Source organism: Aquabacterium fontiphilum (assembly GCF_009909205.1).
GTDB lineage: Bacteria > Pseudomonadota > Gammaproteobacteria > Burkholderiales > Burkholderiaceae_C > Aquabacterium > Aquabacterium fontiphilum.
In genome coordinates, this window is record NZ_JAAAPN010000008.1 from 194,726 (window position 1) to 221,545 (window position 26,820).

Sequence of the window (26,820 nt, forward strand, 5' to 3'; positions counted from 1 at the left end):
CCTGGTTGCTCAAGAAAAGGCCAGCCAGCCGCGCGACCAGGCTGCGGGAGCGGTTCGGGCCGCGGCGTCGGCAGGCGTGTCGAGCAGGCGATGGCAGGTCACGCCCCAGACGCGCTGAACCAGCGCGGGCTCCAGCACCGTCTCGCAGCGGCCCATGGCCACCAGCCGCCCCTCGCGCAGGATCACCACCTGGTCGGCGTAGGCATTGGCCAGGTTGATGTCGTGCAGCACGACAACGACGCCCGTTCCTCTGGCCGCCAGCTCGCGCAGCAGCCGCATCACGCCGTGCTGATGAGCCAGATCCAGCGCGGCGGTGGGCTCGTCGAGCAGCAGCCAGCGCGGTGTGGTGTCGTCAGGGTGGGCGGTGATCTGCGCCAGCACACGGGCGAGCTGCACGCGGGCCTTCTCGCCGCCAGAAAGCTGGTCGTAGAACCGGTCCAGCAGGTGGTGGGCGCCGGCTTGCTGCAGGCACTCGGCCACCAGGGCTGTTTCGCGCGGGTGGGGTTGGTCGGCATGGGGGTAGCGGCCCATCTGCACGATGTCGCGCACGCTGAAGTCGAATGGCACCTGGTGCGCCTGGGAGAGCAGGCCCCGCTGGCGGGCCAGCGCCATGGCGTCCCATGCCGACAGGGGGCGACCACCCAGGCTGACCTGTTGGCACGTGCGCGGGTCCAGGCCGGCCAGACAGCTCATCAGGGTGGATTTACCGGCGCCGTTGGGGCCCAGCAGCGCGTGCACCTGCCCGCAGGCCAGATGCAGGTGCGGCAAGGCCAGGGTACGGCGGCTGCCGTGTTGCACGACGAGGTCGTTGGCGCTCAGATCCATTCTGGCTCCTCAATGGCGGTGGCCGCGCTGGCGCAGCAAGTAGAGAAAGACCGGCGCGCCCATGAGCCCAGTGAGAACGCCCAGGGGCAGCTCCACCGGTGCGGCCACGGTGCGTGCTGCGGTATCGGCCAGCAGCACCAGGCAGGCGCCGGTCAGCGCCGCGCCTGGCAACACCACGCCGTGGCACGGGCCCAGCAGCAGTCGCACCAGATGCGGGGCAAGCAGGCCGATGAAGCCCACCATGCCGATGGCCGACGTCACGGCGCCCACGGCCAGCGCGGTCATGGCCACCGAGACGGTCTGCAGCCGTTTGACGTTGACGCCCATGGCGCGCGCTTGTGCCTCGCCCAGGGCCAGCGCATCGAGCGGCCGCATCAGCCAGCGCCCGGCGGCCAACGCGGCCACCGTGGGCGGCAGCACCGCCATCACCGTGGCCCACTGGCTGGGGGCCAGGCTGCCCAGCAGCCAGAAGTTCAGTGCGCGTTGCTGTGTGTCGCTGGCCAGGTAGGTCAGCAGGCCCAGCCCCGCCATGGCCAGCGCATTGATGGCCAGCCCCACCAGCAACAGGTTGGCCAGCTGCACCTGGCCTTGCGTGTTGGCCAGCCGCCAGGCCAGCGCGGTGACGGCCACGCCGCCAGCGAACGCGCTCAGCATGGTCACCCCCATGCCCGACAGCCCCACCGCGAAGCCGGCGGGCATCAGCCCCAGCAGCGGCAGCAGCACGATGCTGCAGGCCGCACCCAGCGCGGCGCCCGCGCTCACGCCGATCAGGCCGGGGTCGGCCAGCGGGTTGCGAAACAGCCCCTGCATGGCCGCGCCGGCCACACCCAGTGCACTGCCTGCGAGCGTGGCCATGAGCAGCCGCGGCGCGCGGATGTGCCAGAACACCTGCGCAGCGGTGAGCTCGGGGTCAAAGGGGGCGTCGGCGGGTTGTTGCCACCACGCCCACAGCCGTGGCAGATCGGCCAGGCCAATGGCATAGGCGCCCTGCGAGGCGGCCACGGCCAGGCTGAGGACCAGCAGGGGCGCGCCCAGCCACCACAGCCAGCGCGGATCGCGTGTGACCCGCCGAGCCGGCGCCGCGGCTTCAAGCTGGTCGTCAGCGCCGTCGAGCACCGCGCTCATGACAGCTGCCGCTGCAGTTGATCGAGCGCCTCGGGCATGCGCGGGCCGAATCCCAGCAGGGCCATGCCGTCCAGCGCCACCAGTCGTTGGCGCCTTGCGGCCGGCGTCTGCGCCAGGCCGGCCTGTTGCCACAGGCGCTCGGGCCCGCCCAGAAAGGCGAGCGACTCGGTGGTGGTGAGCACCACATCGGGCTGCGCGAGCACCACGCTTTCTGCGTTGAGCGCCTTGAAGCCATGCACCTGTTCCAGCGCATTGCGGGCGCCGGCCAGTTGCAGCATGGCGTGGGCCGAGGTCTCGCGCCCGGCCGTCATGGCGCCGCCGCCATGGGCCATCACGAACATCACCCGGGGCGCACCCGCCGCGCGCTGCGACGCCAGCCGGCCTTGCACGGCCTGCCATTGGGCCTGCAGGGTCGCAGCCAGTGCGCGCCCCTGCGCCTCTCGCTGCGTCAGCTGCGCCACCAGGCGCACCTTCTCAAGCACGTCGTCAAAGCGCAGCGTGCTGCGCAGCACGTGAACCGGCACCCCCGCCTGCTTGAGCTGCGCCAGCACCACAGGGGGGCCCGCGTCGTCGGTTGCCAGCACGGCGGTGGGCCGCAAGGCCAGGAGGCCTTCTGCTGACAGCGTGCGCATGTAGCCAACCTTGCGCGTGTGGTTCGCGGCTTCGGGGAAGGTGCTGGTGGTGTCGGTGCCCACGAGCAACTCACCTGCGCCCAGGCGGTACACGGTCTCGGTCAGGCTGCTGTGCACGGTCACCAGACGGGGTGGGGCGGATGTGCCCGCGTGCGCGCCGCCGTGCATCCCGAGCCAGCCCAGCGCCATGGCGCTGTGCAGGCATTGGCGCAACCAGTCGCGCCGCCTCATGCTGCCACCTCTGAGAGCGGCTCGCCTGCACTGACCTCGCGGGCCAGCTCACGCCAAGTGACCAATTCCGGCTTGCCGGGCTTGCGCTCACCAAAGAACATGGCGATCAGGCCGCCTTGTGCATCGAACAATTCGATCGAGGTCACCGGCCCGTCATCGGTGGGCTTGGTCACCAGCCAGCTTTCGTGGATCGCGTCGCGCCGCAGGTGCAGGTTGAAATCCGCATCCAGCACATTGATCCACGGGCCCATGGGCTCGACGCGGTGCACGGCGCCGGTGTGGATCTGCAGGCAGCCGTGGTTGCCGGCAAACACCATGATGGGCAGGCCTTGGCGGCTGGCCAGATGCAGCAGCCATTCGACTGCGACGACGGGCGTGCGACGCGTGTGGATGCCCTCCATCAGCCGAAGCGCCTGAAGGCGGCCCACTTCGAACCGCTTGAGCAGGTCGAAGAACTCGTGCGTGTCGCGCATGGCCGACCAGGCCTCGCCCAGACCCAGGCAGTCGACCTCGGCGTCCGGGCGGTCCACGGGTGCAGCGGGGCGCTCAGTTTCGAACACCGGCTGTGCCTGAGGGCGAGCATGCCGTTGCACCAGTTCATCGAGTGCCTGCAAGTCGGTGCCGGGTCGCGCATGCACCTTGTGCACGGCCTGTCCATGGCGGTCAAAGAACTGCAGGCTGTGCTGCTCGCCCTTGTCTGTGCGCTCGACCACATGAAAGCCCGCGTGCCAGTGCATCAGAAACAGACGCAAGTCGATCTCGGGGCCCAGCGCGAGGCCCACCAGCCCCTTGGCGCTGACGTTGCGGTAGACACCGATCTTTTCGTGGACCACGTGGTCGTTGCGCGTCAGCGCCATCACCGGCCCGACGGTTTCGAGCCCTTGCAGCAAGCGCACCCAGTCACCGTCGAGCGCGACGGCCGACAGCAGGCTGTCGCCCGCTTCCTGCGGGCTCATGAGGTTGACAGCATGGGCAGCCAGCACGGCGCCCTCGCTCAGTCCGAGCTGATGGGCGGCGTCGCGTGCGCGCAGGCCCCGGGCGCGCAGCGCCGCGAAGGACGTGCGCCAATGGGCGGCCGAGGGCAGGGTGGTCAGGGTGGTCAGGGTGGGCGCTAGGGTCATGGTCAATCTCCATCGTCGGGTGCATCAGGTGCATGAGTTGCATCGTGTCGTCAGTACTGGGCGCTCAGGGACAACTTCAGGTTGCGGCCGGGGCCTTCTGTGCCAGGGCCGCCGTTCATCCCGTTGTCGAGCACGTAACGGGTGTTGTTCAGGTTGTCGGCGGTCACGGTGGCCTCGAACTGGCGGTTCAGTCGCCATCGCATGGAGGCGCCCAGCAGCCGGTAGCTCGGGGCCTCGGCTGTGTTGGTGCGTGCCGTGTCGGTGTAGTAGCGGCGGGACCAGACGTGCTGCCAGCGCAGGCCCCATTCACCCCAGGCGGTCTGCCGCATCAGGCTCAGGTGCACGCGGTCGGCGGGGATGCCGATCAGGTCGGTGGTCTGCAGGCCGTCGAACTGCGTGCCCGTCAGGCGGGTGCCGACGAGGCGGGTCTGCCAGCCCTGCCAGGCCGCGCCGGCCTCGAGTTCGATGCCGCGGCGTCGCTCCCAGCCCGGCTGGATGAGCCGGCCACTGCCGCCCGGTTCGGCCATCAGCGATTCCAGGATGTCATCGGTGTGGTTGACGAAGGCGGTGAGCTTGGTCTGTACCACGCTGTCTGCGCCCAACAGGCCGGGGTGCCGGCTGTGGATGCCCCATTCAAACGCGCGGGAGGATTCGGGCTCGTAGTACGGGGCGCAGATGCCACTGGCCGGCGCGACCTGTGCGCCTGGGCTGTAGCCTGGCACGCCGGGTTGCCCATTGCGTGTACGCAGCAGGGCGTTGTTGTTGCAGGCGCCATAACCGCCACGCATGAAGGCCTCGTCGATCAATGGCGGGCGGTGGGCGCGCGCGGCGGTGGCGAAGGCCGTCCAGCGGCCCGGTTGCAAGGTGTAGCTCAGCGTCAGGCTGGGCGACCAATCGGTGTATCGCACGCGGTCGGCCTGATCGGCATCGCGCAACCGCTGTGCGTTGGCGCCTTGGACTTCCACCTCGGTTCGATCGAAGCGGACACCCGGCAGCAGCTGCCAGCGCCCGACCTGCCAGTCCAGTTGCACGAAGCCGCCGACTTGTCGCTTGCTGCCCGGCGGCTGAGCCGGGTTGTAGCCATCGGGGTAGAGCGCCTGGTTGAGCGCGGGGATGCTGGTCACGCGACGGGCCTCGCGCGCGCTGTGCCCAACCTGGACGCCGGTGCGCAGCGCCAATGCGTCACGCCCGGCGCCGCGCCACGTCGTCAGCGTGAGCTGGCTGTCCAATGTGTGGTGCGTCTGACGCACGTCGTCGTCCACCTGCGTGCCGGTCGAGAAGATGGACCAGCCTGGCTCGAAGTGGTCGCGCACGCGTGTCTCGCTTCGCCCCAGCGTCGTCTGCCATGCGTGCCCACCGGACTCGTCTGCCCAGTTGGCCTGCACGGACAGCGTGTCATCGTCGATGCGGCGCTGAACCTGGCCGAAGCTGCCCACCTGTTCGATGGGCGTGCTGCCCTGGCCCACGGCGCCGCTGTAGGTGTCATAGGCCTGCAAGCCCTGGTCGCGGTAGCCCACCCAGCTGACGCTGAGCTTCCACGTGTCGGTGGCCCACCAGCTGCCCTTGAGCAAGTGGCTGCCGGCATGGACCTCGGACAGCGGCAGCCGCTGGCCGCTGGCCAAGCGGAGGTTGTCGCCCTGGCGGTCGCTGAGCGCCACCACCGCATCGGTGTCGGCCGTGGGCCGGCCATAGGCAGCGGCGAACCGGTGCAGTTCACCGTTGTTGCTGGCGTGACCGATCCTGGCGCGCGAGCCCCATTGCTGACCCGGGCGCAGCAGGTCGCGTGCGTCGCGCGTGGTCGCGCGCACGGTGCCGCCGAGCGCGCCCGCGGTATCAATTTGCGCGCCACGCCGCACCTCAATGGCCTTGAGCAGCTCGGGCTCGATGAAGGTGCCACCGAAGCGGTACTTCTCGAAGCCTTTGGTCACCCCGTCGAGCGCGATGCGCACGTCTTCGTTGTCGCTGTAGCCGCGCACGTTGAAGCCCATGCCACTGTTGCGCGGGCCACCCTGAACCGTCACGCCCGGCACGTCGTCCATCAATTGGAAGACCGAGTCGGGCTGGCGGCGGCGCAACGTGGCGTCGCCCAGCGTGGTGCGGGCCTGTGTGGTCGACATGGTCGTTTCGGCGGTCTGGCGAGGCGGCGTGGCAGTCACGCCGATCACGGGCATCTCGGTGGGCTCATCGGGTGCCGGTGGCGGGGCGGGCTGGCTGGCGACGGCGACCGTCCACCAGCTGCCCGCCACCCACAGGCGCAACAGCGTCGAGGTCAACTTCACCTCCGGAATCGGTCGGCGTTCAGGCCTGAGGGCGACGACGTTTCAGGGCAGCCACAGCCGTGAGGCCAGCCAGCATCAGGGCCCACGTGCCCGGCTCGGGCACAGCTGGCGTGGCGGCGACGGCATAGAAGCCGACCTGGTCCAGGCTCATGTGTGCGCCACTGGCGTTGAAGTTGACGACCCATGGGCCGCTGGCATTCACCGTCCAGCGCCACAGGCTTTCTTCTTCGTTGCCGCCAAAGCCGCCGGTGATGGCCTGGCTGAACGTGACGACCCGTGTGGCGCTCTGGCCATTGAGCGTGGCCAGGTCGGCGACCGAGGAACCCACGGTCGAGACGCGCAGGTACACGTCATACAGGCCGCTGGCCGCGCCGGCCAGATCGAGGCGGAAAGCCGCTGCGCCCGAGATGCTGTAGATGTTGCCGCCGCTGGTCGGGAAAGCCGAGCCGGTGGTTTCGGTGAGCTTGCCGGCGCCCGCGATATCGGGCGTGTCGTCCACGGGATAGCCGAAGATGGCATTCCACTCGGCATAGGTGCTGCCTGCGGCGGGCGTGCTGATCCACGGGTTGGCCGCGTTGGCGCCCGAGCCGCTGAAGCCGGCGGCGGCGGAATCCCACTGGCCGGCCGCAGCGAAGGCTTGGCCTGCGCTCAAGGCGAGGACGGCGGCAGCGGCAGGGGCGAGGACAAAACGGTTGGACAGGAACATGGCAAGGCTCTCCTTGGTGAAAAAGGGGGCCGTGTTCCTTACCCACAAAGGCAACACCAGCGTGTGATGACAGGCGAGATTCAGGGGCGTGGCGTTGGCGGCGGCTGATCCGCCCGCACTGGCACGTCCACCACAAACCGGTGCTGCTTGCCGCAGTCGAGGATCACCTCTTTCTGGCCGCGCTTGAGCAGCCGCACGTCCACCCGCAGCGAGCCGTAGCCGTCGTGGCCGACGAGTTCGTCCAGCAGATGCAGCAGGCGGGCCTTCACAGGGGCGAGGGAGGGGTGGTCCACAGCGGAGCCGGCTCACGGGAGCCGGGACATCGGGTTGCGATGGATTCATTCTTAATGAGAATGATTCGCATCACAAGTATTACCCTGCTGACGAGGAGGTTAATCTGCCTCCGCTGTCAGCGCTCTCGCAGGTCTTCCTGAAGTTGTCGCTGCCAGCCGCGTGCGCGTGCCAGCATGGCGCTCAGCTCGATGGTGTCGCCCGCGTCGGGCTGGCGGAAACGCCGCTGCGCGCCTTCCACCCGGTCGATCGCGCCGGGCAGGTCGCCCAGCGCGGCGGCGGCCTCGGCTTCGGCGCGTACCGCACGCACCGGGTGGCCTAACCGCGTCCACGCTCGGGCCAGCAGCGCCCAGGCGCTGGCGTCCTGCGGCCGGTCGGCCAAGCCCAGCTCGAGCCGGCTGGCCGCTGCCTCAAGCAGCGCAGCCGGGGCTTCGGAGGCCTGCAGCGCTGCCTCGGCGAGCAGCATGCGTTCCGGGCGGGAGGCGGCATTCATCCCTACGCGCGGGGCCCCGACCTGCCGGGACAGCAGGGCCATCGCGTCATCTGCGCGCCGCGCCGCGAGCAACCCTTCGGCCTCAGTCAGGATGAGGATACGCTCTGCGGCCTCGCTGGCGGGCGTGGGCAACAGACGCGCGGCTTGCCGCGCCGACTGCAGGGCCGCAGCAGCGTCGTCATGCAGCCCGCCGCGTTGCAGCGCCACCGCGCGGGTGTAGTGGGCGGCCAGTTGGCTCAGCGGTTCTGCATCGGGCCGCACGCTCAGACGCATGGCGCTTTGCAGTGCTGCCTGCCTGACGTCGGCCAGCACGCGCGCGCGCGCCGCCATCAAAGCATGGCGTGTGGCCAGTACCTCGTTGTGGCGGCGTGCCGTGCCTGCCCAGCCGCTCGTGCCCAGGCGTGCGCGCGCCTCGCCAATGCGCTCGGTGGTCAGCGGGTGGGTTCGCAGATAGGGGAAGCTGCCGTCATCATTGAGCCGTGAAGCCTGGGCCAGTTGCTCGAACATCCCGGCCATGCCCGCCGGGTCGAAGCCACCTTCCATCAGCACGCCGAAACCCACGCGATCGGCTTCGCGCTCCATGTCGCGCGAGAAGTTGAGCTGGTTCTGAATGGCCACCGCCTGACCGCCAGCAATCATGGCCTGCGCGGCCGCGGGATTGCTGCTGGCCGCAAGCACGCCCAGCAGCAACGAGGCCACGCTCACCCAGGACATCTGTGCCTGCTGTCCGATCATGCGGGCGATGTGGCGCTGTGTGACGTGGGCCAGTTCGTGGGCGAGCACCGAGGCCAGCTCGTCGGAGGTGGCCGTCATGGCCACCAGCCCCAGGTGCACGCCGATGTAGCCCCCGGGCAGCGCAAAGGCGTTGACCGAGCGGTCGCGCACGAGAAAAGCCTCCCAGGCGTGCGCCGCATCCAGTTCGGTGCCAATGTCACCGCGCTGGCGCCCGGCGCGCAACAGCGACTGCCACAGCGATTCAACATACTCCAGCAGCAGCGGGTCGTCGATCAAGGCTGGGTCGCGCCGGATGCTGCGCATGATGCGATCGCCAAGGCGGCGTTCGGCCGTGGGCGACAGGGCCGCTGCGGCCGCATCGCCAAGATCGGGCAGAACGAGGCTGCCCGACGCCGGCCCGACGTGACCGGCCGCGCTGCGGGCGAGTCCGGCTGGCGCTGCGCAGGCGGCCGCAGTCAGACATAAGGCAGCCAGACGGAGGCGCCCTCTACGGGGCAGGCGGGCGCGCGTGGCGCGGGCAAGAATCTGCATGAAAACGATGGCGTCAGTCAGGCGCACAGTATGCTTCGAAGCAGACCGTTCGAGCCGCTGTGCGGCATGCCGGTTCGCGTTCCACACGATTCTTTACACCCATGGACAAGCTCACGCATTTCGACGCGCAAGGCCAGGCCCACATGGTCGACGTCTCAGACAAGCCCGCCACCGTGCGTCTCGGCGTGGCCTCGGGCTGCATCCGCATGCAGCCTGAGACCTTGCGCCGCATTCAGGCAGGCGAAGCAGGCAAGGGTGATGTCCTGGGTGTGGCGCGCATCGCCGGTATCCAGGGTGCCAAACGCACCGCCGACTGGATTCCGCTGTGTCACCCCATTGCCCTGACCCGCGTGGCCGTGGCGTTCTCAGTGGTGCAGGCCGAGCCGGCCGAAGACGGTCTTGTGGCCCTGGGGTGCACCGCGACCGTGCAGACGGTCGGCCCCACCGGCGTCGAGATGGAAGCGCTGGTGGCCGTGCAGGCCGCCTTGCTCACTGTCTACGACATGTGCAAGGCCATGGACCGCGGCATGCTGATCACCGACGTGGGCTTGCAGGAGAAGCAAGGCGGACGCAGTGGTCACTGGACCAGGGCATCGGGCAACAACGTGCGCCAGGGGTGAACGCTCTGGGCCGGTTCACACTGAAAGGGTCGGGGCGCCGCAGTCTCGTCCCGACACGCCGCAAAGAATGCCTCGCCCATCGGATGATGGAATTCGCGCAGCCGGTCGGCTACCGCGCGAGCCTGATCGGTGTAGCCATGGGCGTCCAGTGAGCGGGCGTAAGCCACCATCAGCCGTGCGTCCACCAAGTTCATCAGCGTGTGCGCAAACGCCGAAGGCGGCGGGGGACTGCGGTCCGTGCGTCTGCTGGTGACGTCTGCATAGTCGGCCTGGTGGCCCCACCAGGGCTGGTCCTGGCTGGTGTTGATGCGCTCGGCCAGCGGCACGCTCGGGTTGATCGGCGCGTACACGTCTGCGGCCAGCCGGAAATCCACGCTGCACCACAGCGCGCCGAGGGCCATGACCACGCCCGCGCCGCGCAGCCAAGGGGCTCGCCGGCCGGCCGATGACGCTGACGTCACAAGCGTGTCGCGCGTCTCGGCCGTCTGGTGGCGCTCGGCCGAAACAGCAGCCAGGCCCAGGCCCCAGGCGAACGCCACAGGCAACAGGAAGTGGCTGTACCAAAGCGGGTACTCCAACAGGCTGTGCACGCCCAGGGCCGACACGATGAGCGCGCACGCACCCACTGTCGGTGGAAGGGTGGGCCGGATGCGCGTGCCCAGCGGGCGCACCAGCGCGAACCAGGCCAAGGCGGTCAGCAGTGTCAACAGCAAGGCCAGCGGCAGGCCCAGTTCCACCGCCCACTGCAGCGGCAGGTTGTGGGTGTGATCGAAGAAGGCTCTTGGTCGGTCGGGGAACGCTGTGAATGTCCACGCCACGTTGAAGGCGCCATAGCCCACCCCGACCCATGGATGCTCGCGCACCAGGGCCAGCGTGTTGCCCCAGATCGCAAAGCGTGAGCTGGAGATGTCGCTGCCATCGTTCAGCCGGGCCTTGGCGGCAAACGCCACGCCGGAATCGAGGTTGGACCACCACCACATTCCCGCCCAGGCTGCGGCATAGACGACCGGACACGCCAGCAGGGCCCAACGCCAGCGGGTTGGCAGCTGCCGGTCCAGCAGGCCCCACAGGGCCAGCATGCCTGTGGCCACCATGCCGGTGCGCGAAGCGCTCAGCACCACGCCGATGATGAACAGCACCAGCAGGGCCAGCATCGGACGCGCCGGTGCACGCCGGCTGGCGCCGAGCCACACGGCGGCTGCGCTGGCCATGATCAGCAGGCTGCTGAAGTGATTGGGTTGCCGCAGGTTGCCCACGGCCCGGCCGGGCGCAGTGGGCTTGGCCAGCAGGTGTCCGTCCACCCAGCCAGGCGCGAAGACCTGCAGCAGGCCGATGGCCACGCCTGCCGCCCCTGCGGCCAGCAACGCGGCGAAGAAGGCGCCTGCCACGCCCTCAGCCAGCCGGCCTTGCCCCCCCGTGCGCCAGCCGGCCTGCGCTGTGGACGCCGCCGCCAATGTCAGCCCCGCCCCCATCCAGCCCAGCCCTTGCGGCAACGGCCCTTGCCACACGGCCCAGATCGCCGCCAGCGTTTGCACGGCGGCCACCACCCACAGCGCCTGAAGGGCCCTGTGCGCCAGGTCGCGGCCCGCGACCGTGTCCGACGGAGTCCGCCAACTGCCCATGGCGACCAGCCACAACCCCCAGCCGAACACGGCCAGCGCCTGGTTGTAGAAGGTGACCGATGGCGGTTCATGCACGGCCAGCAAGGTGGGGGCAAGCACCGCCAGCGCCGCCAGGGGCCATCCAAGCGGGCGCGCAGGCAAAGTCGGGGCAGCAGCGTGGGTCAAGCTCATGCTGCTATTGTCTCCGGCGTGCAGCCCGTTCAATCCTCCCTCCCCCCGGTTCCGGCCCTGCTCGTACGCGAGCGCCTCTTGCTGTGGAGCCTGGCTGCCGTGAACTTCACGCACATCGTGGATTTCATGATCATGATGCCGCTGGGGCCCGAACTCACGCGCCTGTTTGCCATCACCGACACCCAGTTCGGCCTGCTGGTGTCGTCGTACTCGCTGGCCGCGGGAGTCGCCGGTCTCGCGGCCTCGACGGTGATCGATCGCTTCGAGCGAAAGCGCGCGCTGTTGATCCTCTACGCCGGCTTTGCGCTGGCCACCCTGGCCTGCGGCCTGGCGCCCACCTACGTCACCTTGCTGGTGGCCCGTGTGGCCGCCGGGGTGTTTGGCGGGGTGCTCGGCGCGCTGGTGCAGACCATCGTGGGCGACGCCGTGCCCTACGAGCGCCGCGGCCAGGCCATGGGCGTGGTGATGTCGGCCTTTTCGCTGTCCACTGTGGCAGGGGTGCCGTTTTCGCTGTGGTTATCCAGCCAGTTCGGCTGGCACGCGCCGTTTTTCGCCATCGCGGCTTTGTCCACGCTGATCTGGCTGGGTGCATGGCGCTCGGTGCCAGTGCTCGAAGGTCATCTTACGGGCGTGTCGGCCCAGCCCGCCTTCACCCAGTTGGTGCACGTTTTACGGGTCGGCAACCACTGGCGTGCATTCGGCCTGTCCGCGCTGATGGTCATGGGCAGCTTTGCCATCATTCCTTACATCACGATCTACACCACCACGAACGTCGGCCTCGCGCCCGAGCAGGTGCCGCTGGTGTACTTCGTGGGCGGTGTGGCCACCTTCTTTTCGGCGCGGCTGTGGGGCTGGTTGGCCGACCGCTGGGGCAAGGTTCAGGTTTTCCGGCTGGTCAGCCTGCTGGCCCTGCTGCCCATGCTGGCGCTGACCCACCTGCCCGTGGTGCCGCTGGCCGTGCTGCTTGTCGTCACCACGGCTTTCTTCATGTTCGTATCAGGCCGCATGGTGCCCGGCATGGCCTTGCTGACGGTGGCCTCCGAGCCGCGGCTGCGGGGCTCTTTCATCAGCGTCAACAGCGCATTGCAGTCGGCTGCCATGGGGCTGGCGGCCTGGCTGGGCGGCGTGTTCATCAGCCGCTCACCCGACGGCCTGGTCCAGGGCTATGACCGCGCCGGCTGGCTGGCGTTGGCCACCACGGCGGTCATGGTCTGGTGGGTGGGTCACCTGCGCCTGCACACTGTTCAACGCGACCCGGTCTCGACGCCAGGCGCTCGGACTTGAACAGGTGCTTGACGCAAGACAAGGGTCTTCGGCGTTTCTTCACGGATCACGACAAGTCCATACAAATACCGAGCAGACGGGCTTGCCAGTTCGGGCCGACAGGCGCAAACTGGTTTTCCGGTTGACGGGTCGACGACACGGCATCGGAGCGGCTTTGCACCCCGCGTGCATGGCCCCCACGACGGTACGCCGTCGCACTTGCCGGCCGGGTGTCTTCAACGTTTCTGCTCTCGAAAGGAGGCAGCATGAATCTGACGATCAGTGGCCACCACCTGGAAGTGACTCCCGCCCTGCGCGAGTACGTGCTCACCAAGCTCGATCGGGTTACGCGGCATTTTGACCAAGTCGTCGACATTGCCGTTCTGCTCACCGTTGAAAAGCAAAAGGAAAAGGACCGCCGCCAAAAGGCTGAAGTCAACCTCCACATGAAGGGCAAGGACATTTTTGTCGAGACCGCCCACGAAGACCTCTACGCAGCCATTGATCAGCTCGTCGACAAACTCGACCGCCAGGTCTGTCGACACAAGAGCAAGGTTCAGGACCATCACCACGCCGCCCTCAAGCGGCAAGATGCGTTCCTGGATGCCACGTCCTGAGAGACGACACGCTGATGCCGCAAGCACGAACAGCGTGCTTGGTGCGACCTGCGACCGGGTCGCCCGCCACGGGTAGGCACCAAGTTAACGGCCCTTCGGGGCCGTTTTTCATGAAATGTGCCCCGGGGCGGGGCGTAGAGTGAATGCATCCGCCCGAACGTGGGGCACCGCGGCGTCGGATGTGGGCAATATGCCCCTTGCTGCGGTGCAGCATCGGGTGCAGAATCCCGCACATGGAGGACAGCGTGACAGCCCTTCGGGCGCCAGCAGTCTCTATAATTCGCCCCTTCATCCGACCCCGGCAGCGGGAACAAGGCCAGTCCGTCACCCCCGCTTGAAACACGATGAACCGTCTCTCAGCCATCCTCCCCGTCAGCCAGGTGCTGGTGGACGTGGACGCCAGCAGTAAGAAGCGCGTCTTCGAGCACGCAGGGTTGCTGTTTGAAAACCAGCACGCGATCGCGCGCGCCACGGTCACCGACAACCTGTTCGCGCGTGAGCGTCTGGGCTCCACTGGCCTCGGACACGGCGTGGCCATTCCTCATGGTCGGATCAAGGGTTTGAAGAATCCATTGGCGGCGGTTGTGCGGTTGAGCCAGCCGATTCCGTTCGATGCGCCCGACGACGAACCTGTCAGCCTGCTGATCTTCCTGCTCGTCCCCGAGGCCGCCACCCAGCGCCACCTCGAGATCCTCTCCGAGATCGCCGAACTCCTGTCTGACCGCGACCTGCGCGAGCGGCTCAAGACCGAGCAGGACGCGGGCGTGGTGCACCACCTGATCGAGACCTGGCAGCCCCTGCGCTCTGTGGCCTGACGCCGTGAGCCTCAAGGACCTCGCCATCATCAGCGCCGAGGCGCTGTTCGAAGCCAACCGCACCGCGTTGCGCTGGGAGTGGGTGGCTGGTCATGCCAACCCCGAGCGCCATTTCGACGAAGCGGCCGTGCAGTCGGCCCAGTCAGCGGCCGATCTGGTCGGCTACCTGAACTACATCCACCCTTACCGGGTGCAGATCGTGGGCCTGCGCGAAGCGGCCTACTTCGCCAGCTCCACCCCGGAAGACCAGGAACGCCGCATCCAGCGCATCGTCACGCTCGACCCGCCCATGGTCGTCGTGGCAGACGGTCAGGCGCCGTCCGACAAGCTGATGGCCATGTGCGGCCGTGCGGGGATCCCGTTGTTCGTCACCAAGGAGCCGGCCGGCCACGTCATCGACGTGCTGCGCAGCTACCTCACGCAGCACTTTGCCGAGCGCATCACCCGCCACGGTGTGTTCATGGACATCCTGGGCCTGGGCGTGCTGCTCACGGGCGAATCGGGCCTGGGCAAGAGCGAACTCGGCCTGGAGCTGATCTCGCGCGGTCATGGCCTGGTGGCCGACGACGCCGTCGACCTGTACCGCGTCTCGCGCACTGCCATCGAGGGCCGCTGCCCCGAGCTGCTGCAGAACCTGCTGGAAGTGCGCGGCATCGGCCTGCTCGACATCAAGGCCATCTTTGGTGAGACGGCCGTGCGCCGCAAGATGCGCCTCAAGCTCATCGTGCACCTGGTGCGCAAGGAGACGATGGAGCGCGAGTTCGAACGCCTGCCTTACGAGCCGCTGTTCGAAGAGGTGATGGACGTGCCCATCCGCAAGGTGGTGATCGCGGTGGACGCCGGCCGCAACCTGGCCGTGCTGGTCGAAGCCGCCGTGCGCAACACCGTGCTGCAATTGCGTGGCATCGACACCTACAAGGAATTCATCGAGCGCCACCAGCGCGCGATGGAGCGTGGCGGCATGTAAGCCGCGCCGGGCCCCGGGGCGGGCCCTGCTTGCCATTCAGCCGTGGTGATGCCCGTGGTGGCGCAGCGCGCCACCCTGGCCGACCTTGTTCTGGCACTCGGGCCGATTGCACACCACATAGAGTGACAACGCGTGGTCGTGCAGCTTGTAGCCTCGCTCTTCGGCGATCTGTTGCTGGCGGCGTTCGATCTCGGCGTCGTAGAACTCTTCAACCCGCCCGCAGCTCACGCACACGAGGTGGTCATGGTGTTTGCCTTCATTGAGCTCGAACACGGCCTTGCCGGCTTCGAAGTGGTTGCGCGACAGCAATCCGGCCTGCTCGAACTGCATCAGCACGCGGTAAACGGTGGCCAGCCCAATGTCGGAGCCCTCCTTGAGCAACACCTTGTAGACGTCTTCCGCCGTCATGTGGCGCTGTTCGGCCTGCTGGAAGACCTCCAGGATCTTGATGCGGGGGAGGGTGGCTTTCAGGCCGCTGCTCTTGAGTTCTTCTGCTTGGTTCATGGCGGTCTCCGGACATGCAGGCAGCCCGCTGCGGCCACCGCTAGAATGCCCAATGATATCGGCTTGCCGAAATCCTGACGATGCGTCGGCCCTTGTCCTGGGCAGACGCTGGACCCCTTTGCTGTCACGCCATGATGCTGATCCCGACCCGCCGTGCCTGGGCCCTCGTGCTGCCCGCCCTTTTGCTGACCGGCTGCAGCACATCGCAGACGTCCTGGCGCAACCCTGAGACGCTCTTCGGCCTGCTCACGCCCTACCGCATTGATGTGGTACAGGGCAATGTGGTCACGCAAGAGGTGCTGGCCCAGATCCAGCCCGGCCTGGGCCGCCTGCAGGTGCGCGAGATCCTGGGCACGCCGCTGCTGGCCGACCCCTTCCACGCCGACCGCTGGGACTATGTCTTCACCATCCGTCGCCAGGGCGTACCCGACCAGAAGCGCCGCGTGACGGTGCACTTCAACGGTGACACCGTGGCCCGTTTCGAGGCCGGCGAGATGCCGTCTGAGCGCGAGTTCGTGGCCTCGATCGACCGCCCGGTCAAAGGGCGTAACCCCAAGCCCGATCTGACGCCCGAACAGGTGGCGGCCTTGCCAGCGCCCCCGAAGGCCGAGGTGGTGCGCAAAGCCCCCGAAGGCGCCGTGCGCACCTACCCGCCGCTCGAGCGCGGCCAGCCCTGATCGTTCCTCCTTCTGATTCTTCACCGGCCCGCGTGGCCCCTGCCGCATGACCGCTGCTGCTTCCTCCTCTGACGCCTTCCATCGCATCGCCATTGCCGGCGCTTCCGGCCGCATGGGCCGCATGCTGGTCGAGGCCGTGACCAACGCGCCCGATGCCCGCCTGGCCGGCGCGCTGGATGTGCCCACCAGTCCTGCCGTGGGTGCCGATGCTGCAGCATTCCTGGGCATCAGCAGCGGGGTGGCCATCACGGCCGACCTGCGACAGGGCCTGGCCCAGGCCGGCTACCTGATCGATTTCACCCGCCCCGAAGGCACCATGGCCCATCTGAAGGCGTGCCGTGAACTGGGCGTGAAGATGGTGATCGGCACCACCGGCTTCACCGACGAGCAGAAGGCCGAGATCCAGGATGCGGCCCGCGACATCGCCATCGTGATGGCGCCCAACATGGCCGTGGGCGTCAACGTCGTCTTCAAGCTGCTGGCCCAGGCGGCCAAGGCCCTGAAAGAAGGCTACGACATCGAGATCATCGAGGCCCACCATCGCCACAAGGTCGATGCACCCAGCGGCACAGCCCTGAAGATGGGCGAGGTGGTTGCCGAGGCCGTGGGCCGCGACCTCAAGGAATGCGCCGTCTATGGCCGCGAAGGCGTCACAGGTGAGCGCGACCCGAGCACCATCGGCTTTGCCACCATCCGCGGCGGCGACGTTGTGGGCGACCACACCGTGCTGTTTGCCGGCATCGGCGAGCGCATCGAGATCACGCACAAGTCGTCCAGCCGCGCCACCTATGCACAGGGCAGCCTGCGCGCCGTGCGCTTTCTGGCGCACCAGCCCCATGGCCTGTTCGGCATGGACGACGTGCTCGGCCTGAAGTAAGCCGATCGCCACCAAGCTGAGGCACACATGGGCAACCTGTGGATGTATTGGGAGCAGGGCGATGCGGTCTCGCGCGCCGTCGCCCTGATCCTGCTGGTGATGTCGATCGGGTCGTGGGTCATCATCCTGTGGAAGGGCTGGGCGCTGCGCCGCGTGCGTCAGGATCTGGCCAGCGTGCCGCCGCGCTACTGGGCCGCCCCGGATGTGCAGGCCGGTCGTGAGTTGCTGGCCGGTGCAGACCGTGAAGCCGTGCTGCTGCCCCTGGCCGATGCCGCGCATGCCCCGGTCGATCCGGCCTCGCTGGGTGCGCGTGCCGAGCCGGGGGCCCAGCTCACCCGCGCGCTGCGCGATGCGCTGCACGCCGTGCTGGGCGAGTTGCGCGTGGGGCTGGTGTGGCTGGCGTCGGTCGGCGCCGTGGCCCCGTTCGTGGGGCTGCTGGGTACCGTCTGGGGCATCTACCACGCCATGGTGCGCATCAGTGCCGAAGGCTCGGCCAGCATCGACCAGATCGCTGGCCCCGTTGGCGAGGCGCTGGTGATGACGGCGGCCGGTCTGGCCGTGGCCATCCCCGCGGTGATCGCCTACAACGTGTTTGGCAAGCTGGTCACGGCCAGCGAGGCCGATCTCGAAGGCTTCGCGCATGACCTGCGCGAGACCGTGCTGGCCTTGCGTCAGCGGTGAGCCGTCCATGGCATTCGGCCGACTCGAACGTGAGCAGGGGCACCCGCCCATGAGCGACATCAACATGACGCCGCTGATCGACGTCATGCTGGTGCTGCTCATCTTGTTCATGCTGACTGCGCCGCTGATGCAGTCGCGCCTCAAGCTCGACCTGCCGGCCACCGACGCGCCCGCGGCGCCCAACGAACCGGGGGCCACGCTCGATGTTGCGCTGGCCGCCGATGGCAGGTTCTTTCTGGATGACCAGTTCATCACCGCCGAGGCGCTCGCGGCGCAGGCCCGCGCCCGTGCCGACGGGCGGCCGGACACCGAAGTGCACCTGCGGGTGGACAAAGCCGTGCGCTACGAACGTGTCGCCGAGCTGATGGCGCTGCTGCAACAGGCCGGGCTCAGCCGCATCGCCTTCATCACCGAGACGAGCGCGCCACAATGAGCGGCGTGCAATGAGCGGCACAATGGGGGACACCGTCCCAGCCGCTCACCATGTCGACTCCCAAGTACCCCTCCCAGCGCTTTGACAACGCCGATGCTGCCCTGGCCTATGTGCAGCAGCTGTATGACGGCCAGATCCAGTATCTGCGCGACCACCTGCGGCGCTTTGTCGCGGGCGAGAGCTTCCGCCACAACGTGCGCGCCAAGTACCCGTTCGTGCGCATCCACATCGACACGGTGGCCCATGCGGACTCGCGCCTGTCGTATGGCTTTGTGGCCGGGCCGGGCTTTTACGAGACCACCGTCACGCGGCCCGATCTGTACGCCGACTACCTGCGTCACCAGTTCCAGCTGCTGCTGGGCAACCACGGCGTGCAGCTCGAAGTCGGGCTCAGCGGCGAGCCCATTCCCGTTCATTTCTGCCTGGCTGAAGACCAACACCTCGAAGGCAACCTGAGCAGCGACCGCCGCGTGCTGCTACGCGACCTGTTTGATCTGCCCGATCTGGCCGCCATGGACGATGGCATCGCCAACGGCACCTACGAGGTGCGCGGGGGCGCGGCGCGTCCGTTGTCCCTGTTCACGGCGCCCCGCATCGATTACTCGCTGCACCGCCTGCGCCACTACACCGGCACCTCGCCCGAGCATTTCCAGAACTTCGTGCTGTTCACGAACTACCAGTTCTACATCGACGAGTTCATCCGGCTGGGCCATGAGCTGATGGGCCGCGCGCCCGATCCGGCCAACCCCCGGGATGACGATGACTGCATCGCCCTGGTGGAGCCGGGCAATGTGGTGACCTGGCGGGTGGGCGTCACGCCGGATCCGGATTGGCGCGTAGGCCTGGCCCCGCCGCGCCTGCCGCAGATGCCGGCCTACCACCTGGTGCGGCGCGACCGCACGGGCGTGACCATGGTCAACATCGGCGTCGGGCCGGCCAACGCCAAGACCATCACCGACCACATCGCTGTGCTGCGCCCGCACGCCTGGATCATGCTGGGCCACTGTGCGGGGCTGCGCAATTCGCAGCAACTGGGCGACTACGTGCTGGCCCATGGCTATGTGCGTGAAGACCACGTGCTGGACGAAGACCTGCCGCTGTGGGTGCCCATCCCGCCGCTGGCGGAAATCCAGCTCGCGCTGGAAGGCGCGGTGGCCGATGTGACACAGCTGCATGGCTACGAGCTCAAGCGCATCATGCGCACCGGTACCGTCGCCTCGACCGACAACCGCAATTGGGAGCTGCTGCCCCAGCGCGAGCCCGAGCGGCGCTTCAGCCAGAGCCGGGCCATCGCGCTGGACATGGAGAGCGCCACGATCGCGGCCAATGGTTTCCGCTTCCGCGTGCCCTATGGCACGCTGCTGTGCGTCAGCGACAAGCCGTTGCACGGTGAACTCAAGCTGCCCGGCATGGCCAACCAGTTCTACCGGGAGCGGGTGGATCAGCACCTGCGCATCGGCCTGCGTGCCATCGAGCGCCTGCGGGCCAATCAGGGCGGGCAACTGCACAGCCGCAAGCTGCGCAGCTTCGCCGAAGTGGCGTTCCAGTAGGGCCCAAAAAAAAGAACCCTCCCCGAAAGGGTGAGGGTTTGGCGGCGACGTTCAAGGTGTCGCCTGGCAAACACCCCCTTCGGGGGGTGATGCGAATACGACGGCGGCGAGCAGCCGCCGACACGACTCAGGCGGCGAGCGGAACGTTGGCGGCAGCCTGGATCGGATTGATTTCTTGACGGACCTGATCGCCAGCCTGCTCTTCGGCCACACGCAGATCGTAGGCCGTCTGCAGGTCCATCCAGTATTGCGGTGTGGTGCCGAAGAAGCGCGCCAGACGCAGAGCGGAATCCGGACTGATGCCGCGACGCTCACGCACGATGTCGTTCACGCGGGGGGCAGGCACGTGCAGCCGAATGGCCAGGCCACTGGCCGACAAGCCGTGCTTCTCCATGAACTGCGTGCGCAGGATGGCGCCGGGGTGCATTGCTTGTGACTTGTTCATCGCTTTACGGTGGTTTCGTCGATACTGCGTGCAATCCTATGAGCTTTGGGTGATTCTGATTGTCGCTTGCTGGACAATCTGATGCGCCGCATCTAACCATTTCGGGGGGTATGCGGGTATATCCCTACACCGTTCATCGTTCAACGTTCATGACGACCCGCACCGAGTCCGCTTCCGCCAGCCTGCTGCCCGCGTTGCGCAGTCACCTGTGGTTCGCCAGTTGCGCGCCCGCGTTTCAGCAAGCCTTGCTGGTGCTGGGCCGTCTCCATCATCTGGAGGCTGGCGAAACGCTGTTCGTGCGCGGCGACGACGATGCGGGGCTGTGCTGCGTGGTGGCCGGGGCCGTGCGCCTGGGCTCGATCAACCCGCGTAACGGGGCCCAGCGGCTGCTGATGTACCTTGAGCCCTATCACTGGTTTGGCGAAGTCACGGTGATCGACCGGCAGCCCCGGGCGCAGGATGCGGTGGCCGATCTGGACAGCATCGTGTTGGTCGTGCCGCGCAGCCGGCTGGAGCCTTGGCTGGACGCCCACCCGGCGCACTGGCGCGACCTGTCCCGCCTGGCCTGTAGCAAGCTGCGTCTGATGCTGGCCGCGGCCGAGGACCACGCCACGCTGCCCGTGGAGCAGCAACTGGCTCGCCGCCTGGTGCTGGCCGTCAGTAATTTTGGTCAGACCACGCCAGCCCACTGGCGCCGACGTGTACGCCTGCCCCAGGAGTATCTGGCCAGCATGTTGGGTGTGTCGCGCCAGACGGTCAACAAGGCGTTGCGCGCGCTCGAGCGCGAGGGTTTGCTGCGCCTGGGCTATGCCGAGCTGGAGATCGCCGACTTGGCCGGCCTGGTGGCCCGCGCAGGTGACCTGGAAATGGACGCCTTGACCGCCGGCTTTGCAGAGTTGGCCGTGCCGACGGCCCTGCCGGGGGGCGAGGCGCTGCGCTGAGCGCTCAGGGGGCCGGGCGCACCTTGACCCGTGCGGCCGCTGCCTTGGCCTGCTGTCGGGCGGCTTCCACGTCGGTGTTCGCGGCCAGGGCCACGCCCATGCGGCGTTTGACGAAGCTTTCCGGCTTGCCGAACAGCCGGATGTCGGTCCCCGGCTCGGCCAGCGCCTCGGCCACGCCCTCGAACACCACGGCCTGCGCGTCGACGCCGCCGTAGATGACGGCAGAGGCTCCGGGGCTGCGCAGCCGGGTGTCCACCGGCAGCCCAAGGATGGCGCGCGCGTGCAGTTCGAACTCGCTTTGCACCTGGGTGCACAGCGTGACCAGACCGGTGTCGTGCGGGCGTGGGCTCACTTCGCTGAACCACACCTGTTCACCCTTGACGAACAGCTCCACCCCGAACAGCCCCTGGCCGCCCAGGTTGTCGGTCACGGCCTGGGCGATCTGACGTGCCTTGCGCAGGGCTTCGGGGTGCATGGGGTGGGGCTGCCAGCTCTCCACGTAATCGCCGCTGACCTGGATGTGGCCGATCGGGTCGCAGAAGTGGGTCATCACCTCACCCTGTTGGGCACCCGTGCCAGCGGCGCGCACGGTGAGCTGCGTGATCTCGTAGTCGAAGTCGATGAAGCCCTCGACGATCACGCGCCCGTGGCTGACGCGTCCGCCCTGCATCGCGTAGTCCCACGCAGGGGCCACATCCGCGGGGCCATCCAGCTTGCTCTGGCCCTTGCCCGACGAGCTCATCACAGGTTTGACCACACAGGGGTAGCCGATGCCCGGTTGGCCGTCCGTGCCGTCGATGGCGGCTTGCAGCTCGGCCAGCGAATCGCAGAAGCGATAGGGGCTGGTGGGCAGGCCCAGCGTCTCGGCGGCCAGACGGCGGATGCCCTCACGGTCCATCGTCAGGCGTGCGGCGCGCGCCGTCGGGATGACGCGCACGGCTCCCTCGGCTTCCAGCGCCTCCAGCTCCGGCGTGGCGATGGCCTCGATCTCGGGCACGACCAGATGCGGGCGCTCAGCCTCGATCAGCGCGCGCAGCGCCTGCGGGTCGCTCATCGCGATGGTCCGGCTGTGGTGGGCCACCTGCTGGCCGGGCGCATGGTCGTAGCGGTCGACCGCGATGGTCTCGACGCCCAGCCGCTGCAGCGCGATCAGAACCTCCTTGCCCAGCTCGCCCGCGCCCAGCAGCATCACGCGGGTGGCCGAAGGCGACAGAGGCGTACCGAGAGGAAGGGTGAGGGCCGGAGTGGTCATGGCGGGCAAGGCTGCGTGTCAACGTGCTGGCATTGTGGGCCAAGTTCGGTGGCCCCCGGACAGGCCCGCTTGCCCTTGGACCCAGTTTGTGACACGCTCATGCGCATGAAATCGCCCCGTTCCGCCACGCTCGTCATCGACGCGCCTCCGCCCGCGGATGGCCAGCGCTACCGCTCGTTTGCGGAGTTTTATCCGTTCTACCTGTCGCAGCACGTCGATCCGACCTGCCGGCGCCTGCATGTGGTCGGCTCGCTCATCGTGTTGGCCATCCTGGCCTGGGCGATCGGCACCCGCACCTGGTGGGGCCTGCTGGCCGTGCCCGTGGCGGGTTACGGTTTTGCCTGGGTGGGCCACTTCTTTTTCGAGAAGAACCGCCCGGCCACTTTCACCTACCCCGGCTACAGCCTCATGGGCGATTGGGTGATGTTCTGGCAGGTGCTGACGCGCAAGCTGCCCTGGTAATCGGGCCGTGCAGGACCCTGGGCGGCACGCCGATTGCCGTCCTGATCGGCCGCTCGCCTCATTGCGGTGTCCGGTGGTCGGACGACGAGTGGGCGGATGGAGGTCCGTCCATGTTTTTTGATGGTTGGTTGCCGCTCGGCCGCATCGTGGTGCTAGGCGCGCTGGCATATCTGGCCCTCGTCGCCATGTTGCGCGTCACCGGAAAACGCACGCTGTCCAAGCTCAATGCCTTCGACCTGGTGGTGACGGTCGCGCTTGGCTCCACACTGGCTACGATTTTGCTGTCCAAGGACGTGGCGCTCCTTGAAGGCGTCACGGCGCTGGCCTTGTTGATCGGCTTGCAATGGGCGCTGACTTGGCTGTCCGTCCGGTCTTGTCGTGTCTCCGCCTGGATCAAAGCCGAACCGCGTCTCCTGTTCGTGGGAGGGCGGTTCCTTGATGACGCCATGCGCCGTGAGCGCGTCACCGCCGACGAGGTTCGAGCGGTGGCTCGCCAGCATGGTTACCGAGACTTGAGCCGGGTCGCAGCGGTCGTGTTGGAGACAGACGGCAGCATGAGCGTCATTGGCAGATCGGCCTCGCCGCCACAAGGTGCGCTGGAAGGCGTCCAGGGGGGAAGGGCGTCGTGAAACGGCGCCCGGCTCCCCTGCGGTGGTGTCTGCTCAGGGCATGGCTGATGTGCGCCGCAGGTGTTCTTTTTTGGGCCTTCGCACACGCGCAAAGCGCGCCAGCTGAGCCGCTGTCGCAAGCGGCAACGTCGGCGGCCTCGGAAGAGGCCGCCCTGATCGCCCAGCAAGATGCGCAACTGCAACGGGAGCTGCTTGCCCGGATGTCACGTATTGACGGGCTGCGGCGGGTGGAAGTGCAAGTCCAGGCCGGCGTGGCCACGTTGCAAGGAGAAGTTCCGAACGAAGACGACCGCCTGCGGGCCCGCAAACTGGCGCGAGGCATTCGAGGTATCGTCGAGGTGGATGACCAGTTGCGCCTGGATACGTCGCTCGCCGTACGGCTGAGACCGGCTTTGGTGCGCGTCAAGGCGCTGGCGGAACAGGCTGTGGGCGCGTTGCCGCTGCTCGTCGTGGCCATCGTACTGATCTGGGTCACGGCATGGCTGGGTCGATGGGTGGGGGAGCGGCGAGTACTCAGCCGGTTGGCGGGGGGCATCCGTTTCTGCTCGATCTGCTGCGCCAGACCGTGCGCATCGCAGCGGTGTTGTTGGGTTTGGTCATCGCCCTGGAGTTGCTTGATGCCACAGCCCTCATCAGCGCGGTGATCGGGACGGCCGGATTGGTCGGCTTGGCGCTGGGGTTTGCGCTGCGCGATGTGGTGGAGAACTACATCGCCGGGCTGCTGTTGAGCTTGCGTCAGCCGTTTGCGCCCGCGGACCATGTCGTCATTGACGGACACGAAGGCAAGGTGGCAGCGCTGACCATTCGGTCAACCAACTTGATCACGCTGGACGGCAATCACCTGCGCTTGCCAAACGCGCTGGTGTTCAAAGGGGTGATCCTCAACTACACCCGCAACCCGCAACGGCGCTTCGGCTTTCGTGTGGGTATCGGCACCCGCGAGGACATCGTGCGAGCCCGGCGCATCGGGATTGAGGCATTGCGGAGCTTGCCGGGCGTATTGCCGGAACCGCCGCCGCTTGCGCTGGTGACGGAGTTGGCCGAGTCCAGCGTCACGATCGAGTTCAGTGCGTGGTTCGACCAGCGAGAGGCAGGCTATTTCCGGTTGCGCAGCGAAGCCATCCGGCTTGTCAAGGACGCGCTGGACGCTGGCGAATCGATTTGCCAGAACCGACTTACCGGCTGCAGTTGGCTCAGACCGAGGGTGCTGCCCCTCGAAGGCAGGGCGAGCCGCCCGCCGCCTTGGACGAGCGGTCTGTGGAGGATGCGGTTGACGCGCAGGTCGCGCAGGAGCAGCAGAGAACCGCAGGTACCAATCTCCTCAAACCCGATGCGCCCCGGGAGTGAAGCCCGCGCGCCCCAACGTTGCTTTCAGATCAGCGCGCTTGTGTTGACCTTTGAAGTGTAAACAGCCCGTGGAGGTAGCTCCAATCGAGGTCCACGTCATACAAGCTTTGGAACTTGTCAACAACTTTGAAGATACGACGCTAGATCTTGGACTTGTGACTTTTCAAAAGAGGTCGCCGCCAGGCGGGATGTGCGTGTTTGCAGCTGTATCGCTCACGACAGTCGAGGTTGTGCTCGAAGCCGTGTTGACCAGCGTTGTGCAGCCCTTCAGGAAGTACTTGTTGGGTTCGTTCACACTTCTGGTGTGCGAGTGCTCTCGATCGACGCCTTCGAGCAAACCCGCCCCAATCAGTAAACCGATGGCCCTCCGTACGTCGCGTTCTGGGATCCTGGTGCGCTCATAGATCTTTTCGTATGAGGCCATCGAGTAGGTCAGGTAGTTGTTCCTGATTGCCGCAAGGTAAAGGAACAGCTTCAACGCATGCAGCTCGTGCTTCGAGCGCAAGTTAAACGTCTTGAATGCTGTGATCGAGCCGTCCTTGACGATCGCCTGACATGGCAGTTTGAAGAAGCGGTGCTCTTGTGGCCAGGTGATCCGATACCGGCGCTTCTGATGTGAGCCTTCGGGGTGGATCAGGCCGAGTCCTTGAAGTCGCTGCAATCCCTCGGCGATCAAAGCTCTCGACAGGCCCGTCGCCTCACCGAGCGCGACATACGTTCCATCCGCTACAGCGTGGAACTGGCCGGACTCGTCCTGTGAGGTCGTGACCATGAAGTTGAGGGCAACGTACAGCATGAGGGCGGCTGTTTCAGCGGCCGGCTTCTGTCCTTCGCTCTTGCTCCAGCTGAGCGCGGGCAAGGCTTCCAAGACCAGCACGGTTGGGAGTCGATGCCACTTCGTCTTCCTGATCATTTCGATCCCCGGCTCTTGTGGGTGACATGGAGCGCGTACCCCACGACCGCGAGAGCTACTACCGGAGCAAGCGCGCTCAGCAATTGCACGAGTGCTGGGGCATTCGAGCTCAACCAATTCAAAAAGAACTGCACCAATTCCTTGTCCATCGTTCGATCCTTTCCACAGCGGTAAAGCCGATGAGACCGAAATTTATTGCCTGTCGCCTTTTCTATCTAGAATCAGGTGCAGATGAATTTGAGCTGATTTCAGGGTAAAGTCTATAAAAATCAACAGCTTAAGGTGATTTTAATCAGTTCTTGGTGATTTTATCTTAGTTCACGAAACGCTCTCAGAGGGCGTTCATGAACTGAAGTGATCGCACTGGTCACGTTTGACGCGTCGAGTGGCTCGGGAGCGGCACGAGCAACTCGCTCACATCCAACCCCATCGCATTCGCCAACGCCTCCATGTTGTCCACGGCGATGTTGCGCTCCCCGCGCTCCACAGATCCCACGTAGGTGCGATGCATTCCAGCCAGCTCAGCCAGGGCTTCCTGGCTGATGCCTCTGGCCAGCCGCTCGGTTTTGAGCAACCTGGCGAAGCGCATGCGCGCTGTTTCGGTGGACTTGCGGGCTATTGACATTGCCCGCGAGAATCCAATTTAGATGACTATAGGTCTACAGACTATAAGTAGCACTTGGCCTAGAATCATGCCCTTGGGGCGTTCGCTTACGCGCTGCCGGGAGGGCCCAGTAGCACCCGCCCCGAAGGGAGTGCCATGCTGGATCGACTCGCAAGCCCACCCGGGCTCGCGCCCATTGCGTTTGGGGTGAAGGTGCCTCTACGTGTTGCAACTCTGCCGCAAGGGCGGGGGTGCCTCTGGTCAGCACAGGTCATAGCGGTGCGCCAAGGGCTGTTCAGCAAGGTGTTCGCGAACGTGCTGTTCGTGGAGTCGAGCTGACCTGCCCGGTTTCTTCGCTCCAGTGATTCCTGGGAAGATGGCTCCCATCCTGCGAGGAGCCCATGAGAAAGAGTCGATTCACCGAAGAGCAAATGGTTGCGGTGCTGCGTGACGCGGACCGC

Annotated in this window: 29 protein-coding genes; 15 read left to right on the forward strand and 14 right to left on the reverse strand. The window is 66.9% G+C overall.

Going from position 1 to position 26,820, the window contains the following annotated elements; all coding sequences use genetic code 11:
* Window positions 1–9: 9 nt before the first annotated feature.
* The 8 genes from GTZ97_RS11345 to GTZ97_RS11380 all read right to left on the reverse strand — a co-directional run bounded on the left by GTZ97_RS11345 (window position 10) and on the right by GTZ97_RS11380 (window position 8,969).
* Window positions 10–825, reverse strand: coding sequence for a heme ABC transporter ATP-binding protein (locus GTZ97_RS11345; protein WP_161650735.1), 816 nt, complete (start codon window positions 823–825; stop codon window positions 10–12).
* A 9-nt stretch (window positions 826–834) separates the two neighbouring features.
* Window positions 835–1,950 (reverse strand): FecCD family ABC transporter permease, encoded by a 1,116-nt coding sequence (locus GTZ97_RS11350; protein WP_161650736.1) that lies wholly within the window; start codon window positions 1,948–1,950, stop codon window positions 835–837.
* Complete coding sequence (locus GTZ97_RS11355) at window positions 1,947–2,813, reverse strand: heme/hemin ABC transporter substrate-binding protein (protein WP_161650737.1); 867 nt, start codon at window positions 2,811–2,813, stop codon at window positions 1,947–1,949. Before GTZ97_RS11355 ends, GTZ97_RS11350 begins: the two co-directional genes overlap by 4 nt.
* Window positions 2,810–3,934, reverse strand: coding sequence for a hemin-degrading factor (locus GTZ97_RS11360; RefSeq protein ID WP_161650738.1), 1,125 nt, complete (start codon window positions 3,932–3,934; stop codon window positions 2,810–2,812). The genes GTZ97_RS11355 and GTZ97_RS11360 overlap by 4 nt, the downstream gene beginning before the upstream one ends.
* Window positions 3,935–3,984: 50 nt before the next feature.
* A complete protein-coding gene (locus GTZ97_RS11365; RefSeq protein WP_161650739.1) occupies window positions 3,985–6,213 on the reverse strand; it encodes a TonB-dependent receptor domain-containing protein in 2,229 nt (742 codons plus the stop codon).
* A 19-nt stretch (window positions 6,214–6,232) separates the two neighbouring features.
* Complete coding sequence (locus GTZ97_RS11370) at window positions 6,233–6,919, reverse strand: PEP-CTERM sorting domain-containing protein (RefSeq protein WP_201748258.1); 687 nt, start codon at window positions 6,917–6,919, stop codon at window positions 6,233–6,235.
* 80 nt (window positions 6,920–6,999) lie between these two features.
* Window positions 7,000–7,212 (reverse strand): hypothetical protein, encoded by a 213-nt coding sequence (locus GTZ97_RS11375; protein WP_161650740.1) that lies wholly within the window; start codon window positions 7,210–7,212, stop codon window positions 7,000–7,002.
* 116 nt (window positions 7,213–7,328) lie between these two features.
* Window positions 7,329–8,969: a M48 family metalloprotease gene (locus tag GTZ97_RS11380; protein ID WP_161650741.1), complete on the reverse strand. Its 1,641-nt coding sequence runs from the start codon at window positions 8,967–8,969 to the stop codon at window positions 7,329–7,331.
* Window positions 8,970–9,070: 101 nt separating this feature from the next.
* Between GTZ97_RS11380 and moaC the strand changes: the two genes are divergently transcribed.
* Window positions 9,071–9,589, forward strand: coding sequence for a cyclic pyranopterin monophosphate synthase MoaC (moaC, locus tag GTZ97_RS11385; RefSeq protein ID WP_161650742.1), 519 nt, complete (start codon window positions 9,071–9,073; stop codon window positions 9,587–9,589).
* Here moaC and GTZ97_RS11390 read toward each other — a convergent pair.
* A complete protein-coding gene (locus GTZ97_RS11390; protein ID WP_236651153.1) occupies window positions 9,547–11,382 on the reverse strand; it encodes a PglL family O-oligosaccharyltransferase in 1,836 nt (611 codons plus the stop codon). The genes moaC and GTZ97_RS11390 overlap by 43 nt on opposite strands.
* An 18-nt stretch (window positions 11,383–11,400) precedes the next feature.
* On the opposite strand from GTZ97_RS11390, the gene GTZ97_RS11395 reads away from it, so the two are divergent.
* From GTZ97_RS11395 to hprK, 4 genes are all read left to right on the forward strand, one after another.
* Entirely contained in the window at window positions 11,401–12,666 is a 1,266-nt protein-coding gene (locus GTZ97_RS11395) for an MFS transporter (protein WP_330863597.1), read from the forward strand.
* A gap of 245 nt (window positions 12,667–12,911) precedes the next feature.
* Window positions 12,912–13,262, forward strand: a complete 351-nt coding sequence (gene hpf / locus GTZ97_RS11400; RefSeq protein ID WP_161650745.1) for a ribosome hibernation-promoting factor, HPF/YfiA family — start codon at window positions 12,912–12,914, stop codon at window positions 13,260–13,262.
* A gap of 344 nt (window positions 13,263–13,606) precedes the next feature.
* On the forward strand, window positions 13,607–14,077 hold the full coding sequence (locus GTZ97_RS11405) for a PTS sugar transporter subunit IIA (protein WP_161650746.1): 471 nt from the start codon (window positions 13,607–13,609) through the stop codon (window positions 14,075–14,077).
* Between the two features lie 4 nt (window positions 14,078–14,081).
* Window positions 14,082–15,044 carry an HPr(Ser) kinase/phosphatase gene (gene hprK, locus GTZ97_RS11410; RefSeq protein ID WP_330863598.1) on the forward strand — a complete coding sequence of 321 codons (963 nt, stop codon included), beginning with the start codon at window positions 14,082–14,084 and terminating at the stop codon, window positions 15,042–15,044.
* Between the two features lie 36 nt (window positions 15,045–15,080).
* Here hprK and fur read toward each other — a convergent pair whose 3' ends face one another.
* The gene (fur, locus tag GTZ97_RS11415; protein ID WP_161650747.1) at window positions 15,081–15,548 is read right to left on the reverse strand and encodes a ferric iron uptake transcriptional regulator; all 468 of its coding nucleotides are present in this window, start codon (window positions 15,546–15,548) and stop codon (window positions 15,081–15,083) included.
* A gap of 131 nt (window positions 15,549–15,679) precedes the next feature.
* Between fur and GTZ97_RS11420 the strand changes: the two genes are divergently transcribed.
* Genes GTZ97_RS11420 through GTZ97_RS11440 form a run of 5 tightly spaced genes read left to right on the forward strand, consistent with a single transcriptional unit; the run spans window position 15,680 to window position 19,766 of the window.
* Window positions 15,680–16,225: an outer membrane protein assembly factor BamE gene (locus GTZ97_RS11420; RefSeq protein ID WP_236651154.1), complete on the forward strand. Its 546-nt coding sequence runs from the start codon at window positions 15,680–15,682 to the stop codon at window positions 16,223–16,225.
* Window positions 16,226–16,271: 46 nt separating this feature from the next.
* Window positions 16,272–17,102, forward strand: coding sequence for a 4-hydroxy-tetrahydrodipicolinate reductase (gene dapB, locus GTZ97_RS11425; protein WP_161650748.1), 831 nt, complete (start codon window positions 16,272–16,274; stop codon window positions 17,100–17,102).
* Window positions 17,103–17,129: 27 nt separating this feature from the next.
* On the forward strand, window positions 17,130–17,783 hold the full coding sequence (locus GTZ97_RS11430) for a MotA/TolQ/ExbB proton channel family protein (RefSeq protein WP_161650749.1): 654 nt from the start codon (window positions 17,130–17,132) through the stop codon (window positions 17,781–17,783).
* 7 nt (window positions 17,784–17,790) lie between these two features.
* The gene (locus GTZ97_RS11435; protein WP_161650750.1) at window positions 17,791–18,216 is read left to right on the forward strand and encodes an ExbD/TolR family protein; all 426 of its coding nucleotides are present in this window, start codon (window positions 17,791–17,793) and stop codon (window positions 18,214–18,216) included.
* Between the two features lie 50 nt (window positions 18,217–18,266).
* Window positions 18,267–19,766, forward strand: a complete 1,500-nt coding sequence (locus GTZ97_RS11440; RefSeq protein WP_161650751.1) for an AMP nucleosidase — start codon at window positions 18,267–18,269, stop codon at window positions 19,764–19,766.
* 127 nt (window positions 19,767–19,893) lie between these two features.
* Here GTZ97_RS11440 and GTZ97_RS11445 read toward each other — a convergent pair whose 3' ends face one another.
* On the reverse strand, window positions 19,894–20,211 hold the full coding sequence (locus GTZ97_RS11445; protein ID WP_161650752.1) for a HigA family addiction module antitoxin: 318 nt from the start codon (window positions 20,209–20,211) through the stop codon (window positions 19,894–19,896).
* A gap of 149 nt (window positions 20,212–20,360) precedes the next feature.
* Here GTZ97_RS11445 and GTZ97_RS11450 point away from each other — a divergent pair, with 149 nt between their 5' ends.
* Window positions 20,361–21,152, forward strand: coding sequence for a Crp/Fnr family transcriptional regulator (locus tag GTZ97_RS11450; protein ID WP_161650753.1), 792 nt, complete (start codon window positions 20,361–20,363; stop codon window positions 21,150–21,152).
* A gap of 4 nt (window positions 21,153–21,156) precedes the next feature.
* On the opposite strand, the gene purT is transcribed toward GTZ97_RS11450, so the two are convergent.
* A complete protein-coding gene (purT, locus tag GTZ97_RS11455) occupies window positions 21,157–22,404 on the reverse strand; it encodes a formate-dependent phosphoribosylglycinamide formyltransferase (protein ID WP_161650754.1) in 1,248 nt (415 codons plus the stop codon).
* Window positions 22,405–22,509: 105 nt separating this feature from the next.
* Between purT and GTZ97_RS11460 the strand changes: the two genes are divergently transcribed.
* From GTZ97_RS11460 to GTZ97_RS11475, 4 genes are all read left to right on the forward strand, one after another.
* Window positions 22,510–22,866 carry an Mpo1-like protein gene (locus GTZ97_RS11460; RefSeq protein ID WP_161650755.1) on the forward strand — a complete coding sequence of 119 codons (357 nt, stop codon included), beginning with the start codon at window positions 22,510–22,512 and terminating at the stop codon, window positions 22,864–22,866.
* A gap of 110 nt (window positions 22,867–22,976) precedes the next feature.
* On the forward strand, window positions 22,977–23,495 hold the full coding sequence (locus tag GTZ97_RS11465) for a DUF421 domain-containing protein (RefSeq protein WP_161650756.1): 519 nt from the start codon (window positions 22,977–22,979) through the stop codon (window positions 23,493–23,495).
* A 47-nt stretch (window positions 23,496–23,542) separates the two neighbouring features.
* Entirely contained in the window at window positions 23,543–24,139 is a 597-nt protein-coding gene (locus tag GTZ97_RS11470; protein ID WP_161650757.1) for a BON domain-containing protein, read from the forward strand.
* Entirely contained in the window at window positions 24,061–24,903 is an 843-nt protein-coding gene (locus tag GTZ97_RS11475) for a mechanosensitive ion channel family protein (RefSeq protein ID WP_161650758.1), read from the forward strand. Before GTZ97_RS11470 ends, GTZ97_RS11475 begins: the two co-directional genes overlap by 79 nt.
* Before the next feature lie 102 nt (window positions 24,904–25,005).
* Here GTZ97_RS11475 and GTZ97_RS11480 read toward each other — a convergent pair whose 3' ends face one another.
* Window positions 25,006–25,719: a helix-turn-helix domain-containing protein gene (locus GTZ97_RS11480; RefSeq protein ID WP_161650759.1), complete on the reverse strand. Its 714-nt coding sequence runs from the start codon at window positions 25,717–25,719 to the stop codon at window positions 25,006–25,008.
* A gap of 403 nt (window positions 25,720–26,122) precedes the next feature.
* Window positions 26,123–26,344: a helix-turn-helix domain-containing protein gene (locus tag GTZ97_RS11485; protein ID WP_236651155.1), complete on the reverse strand. Its 222-nt coding sequence runs from the start codon at window positions 26,342–26,344 to the stop codon at window positions 26,123–26,125.
* Between the last annotated feature and the right edge of the window lie 476 nt (window positions 26,345–26,820).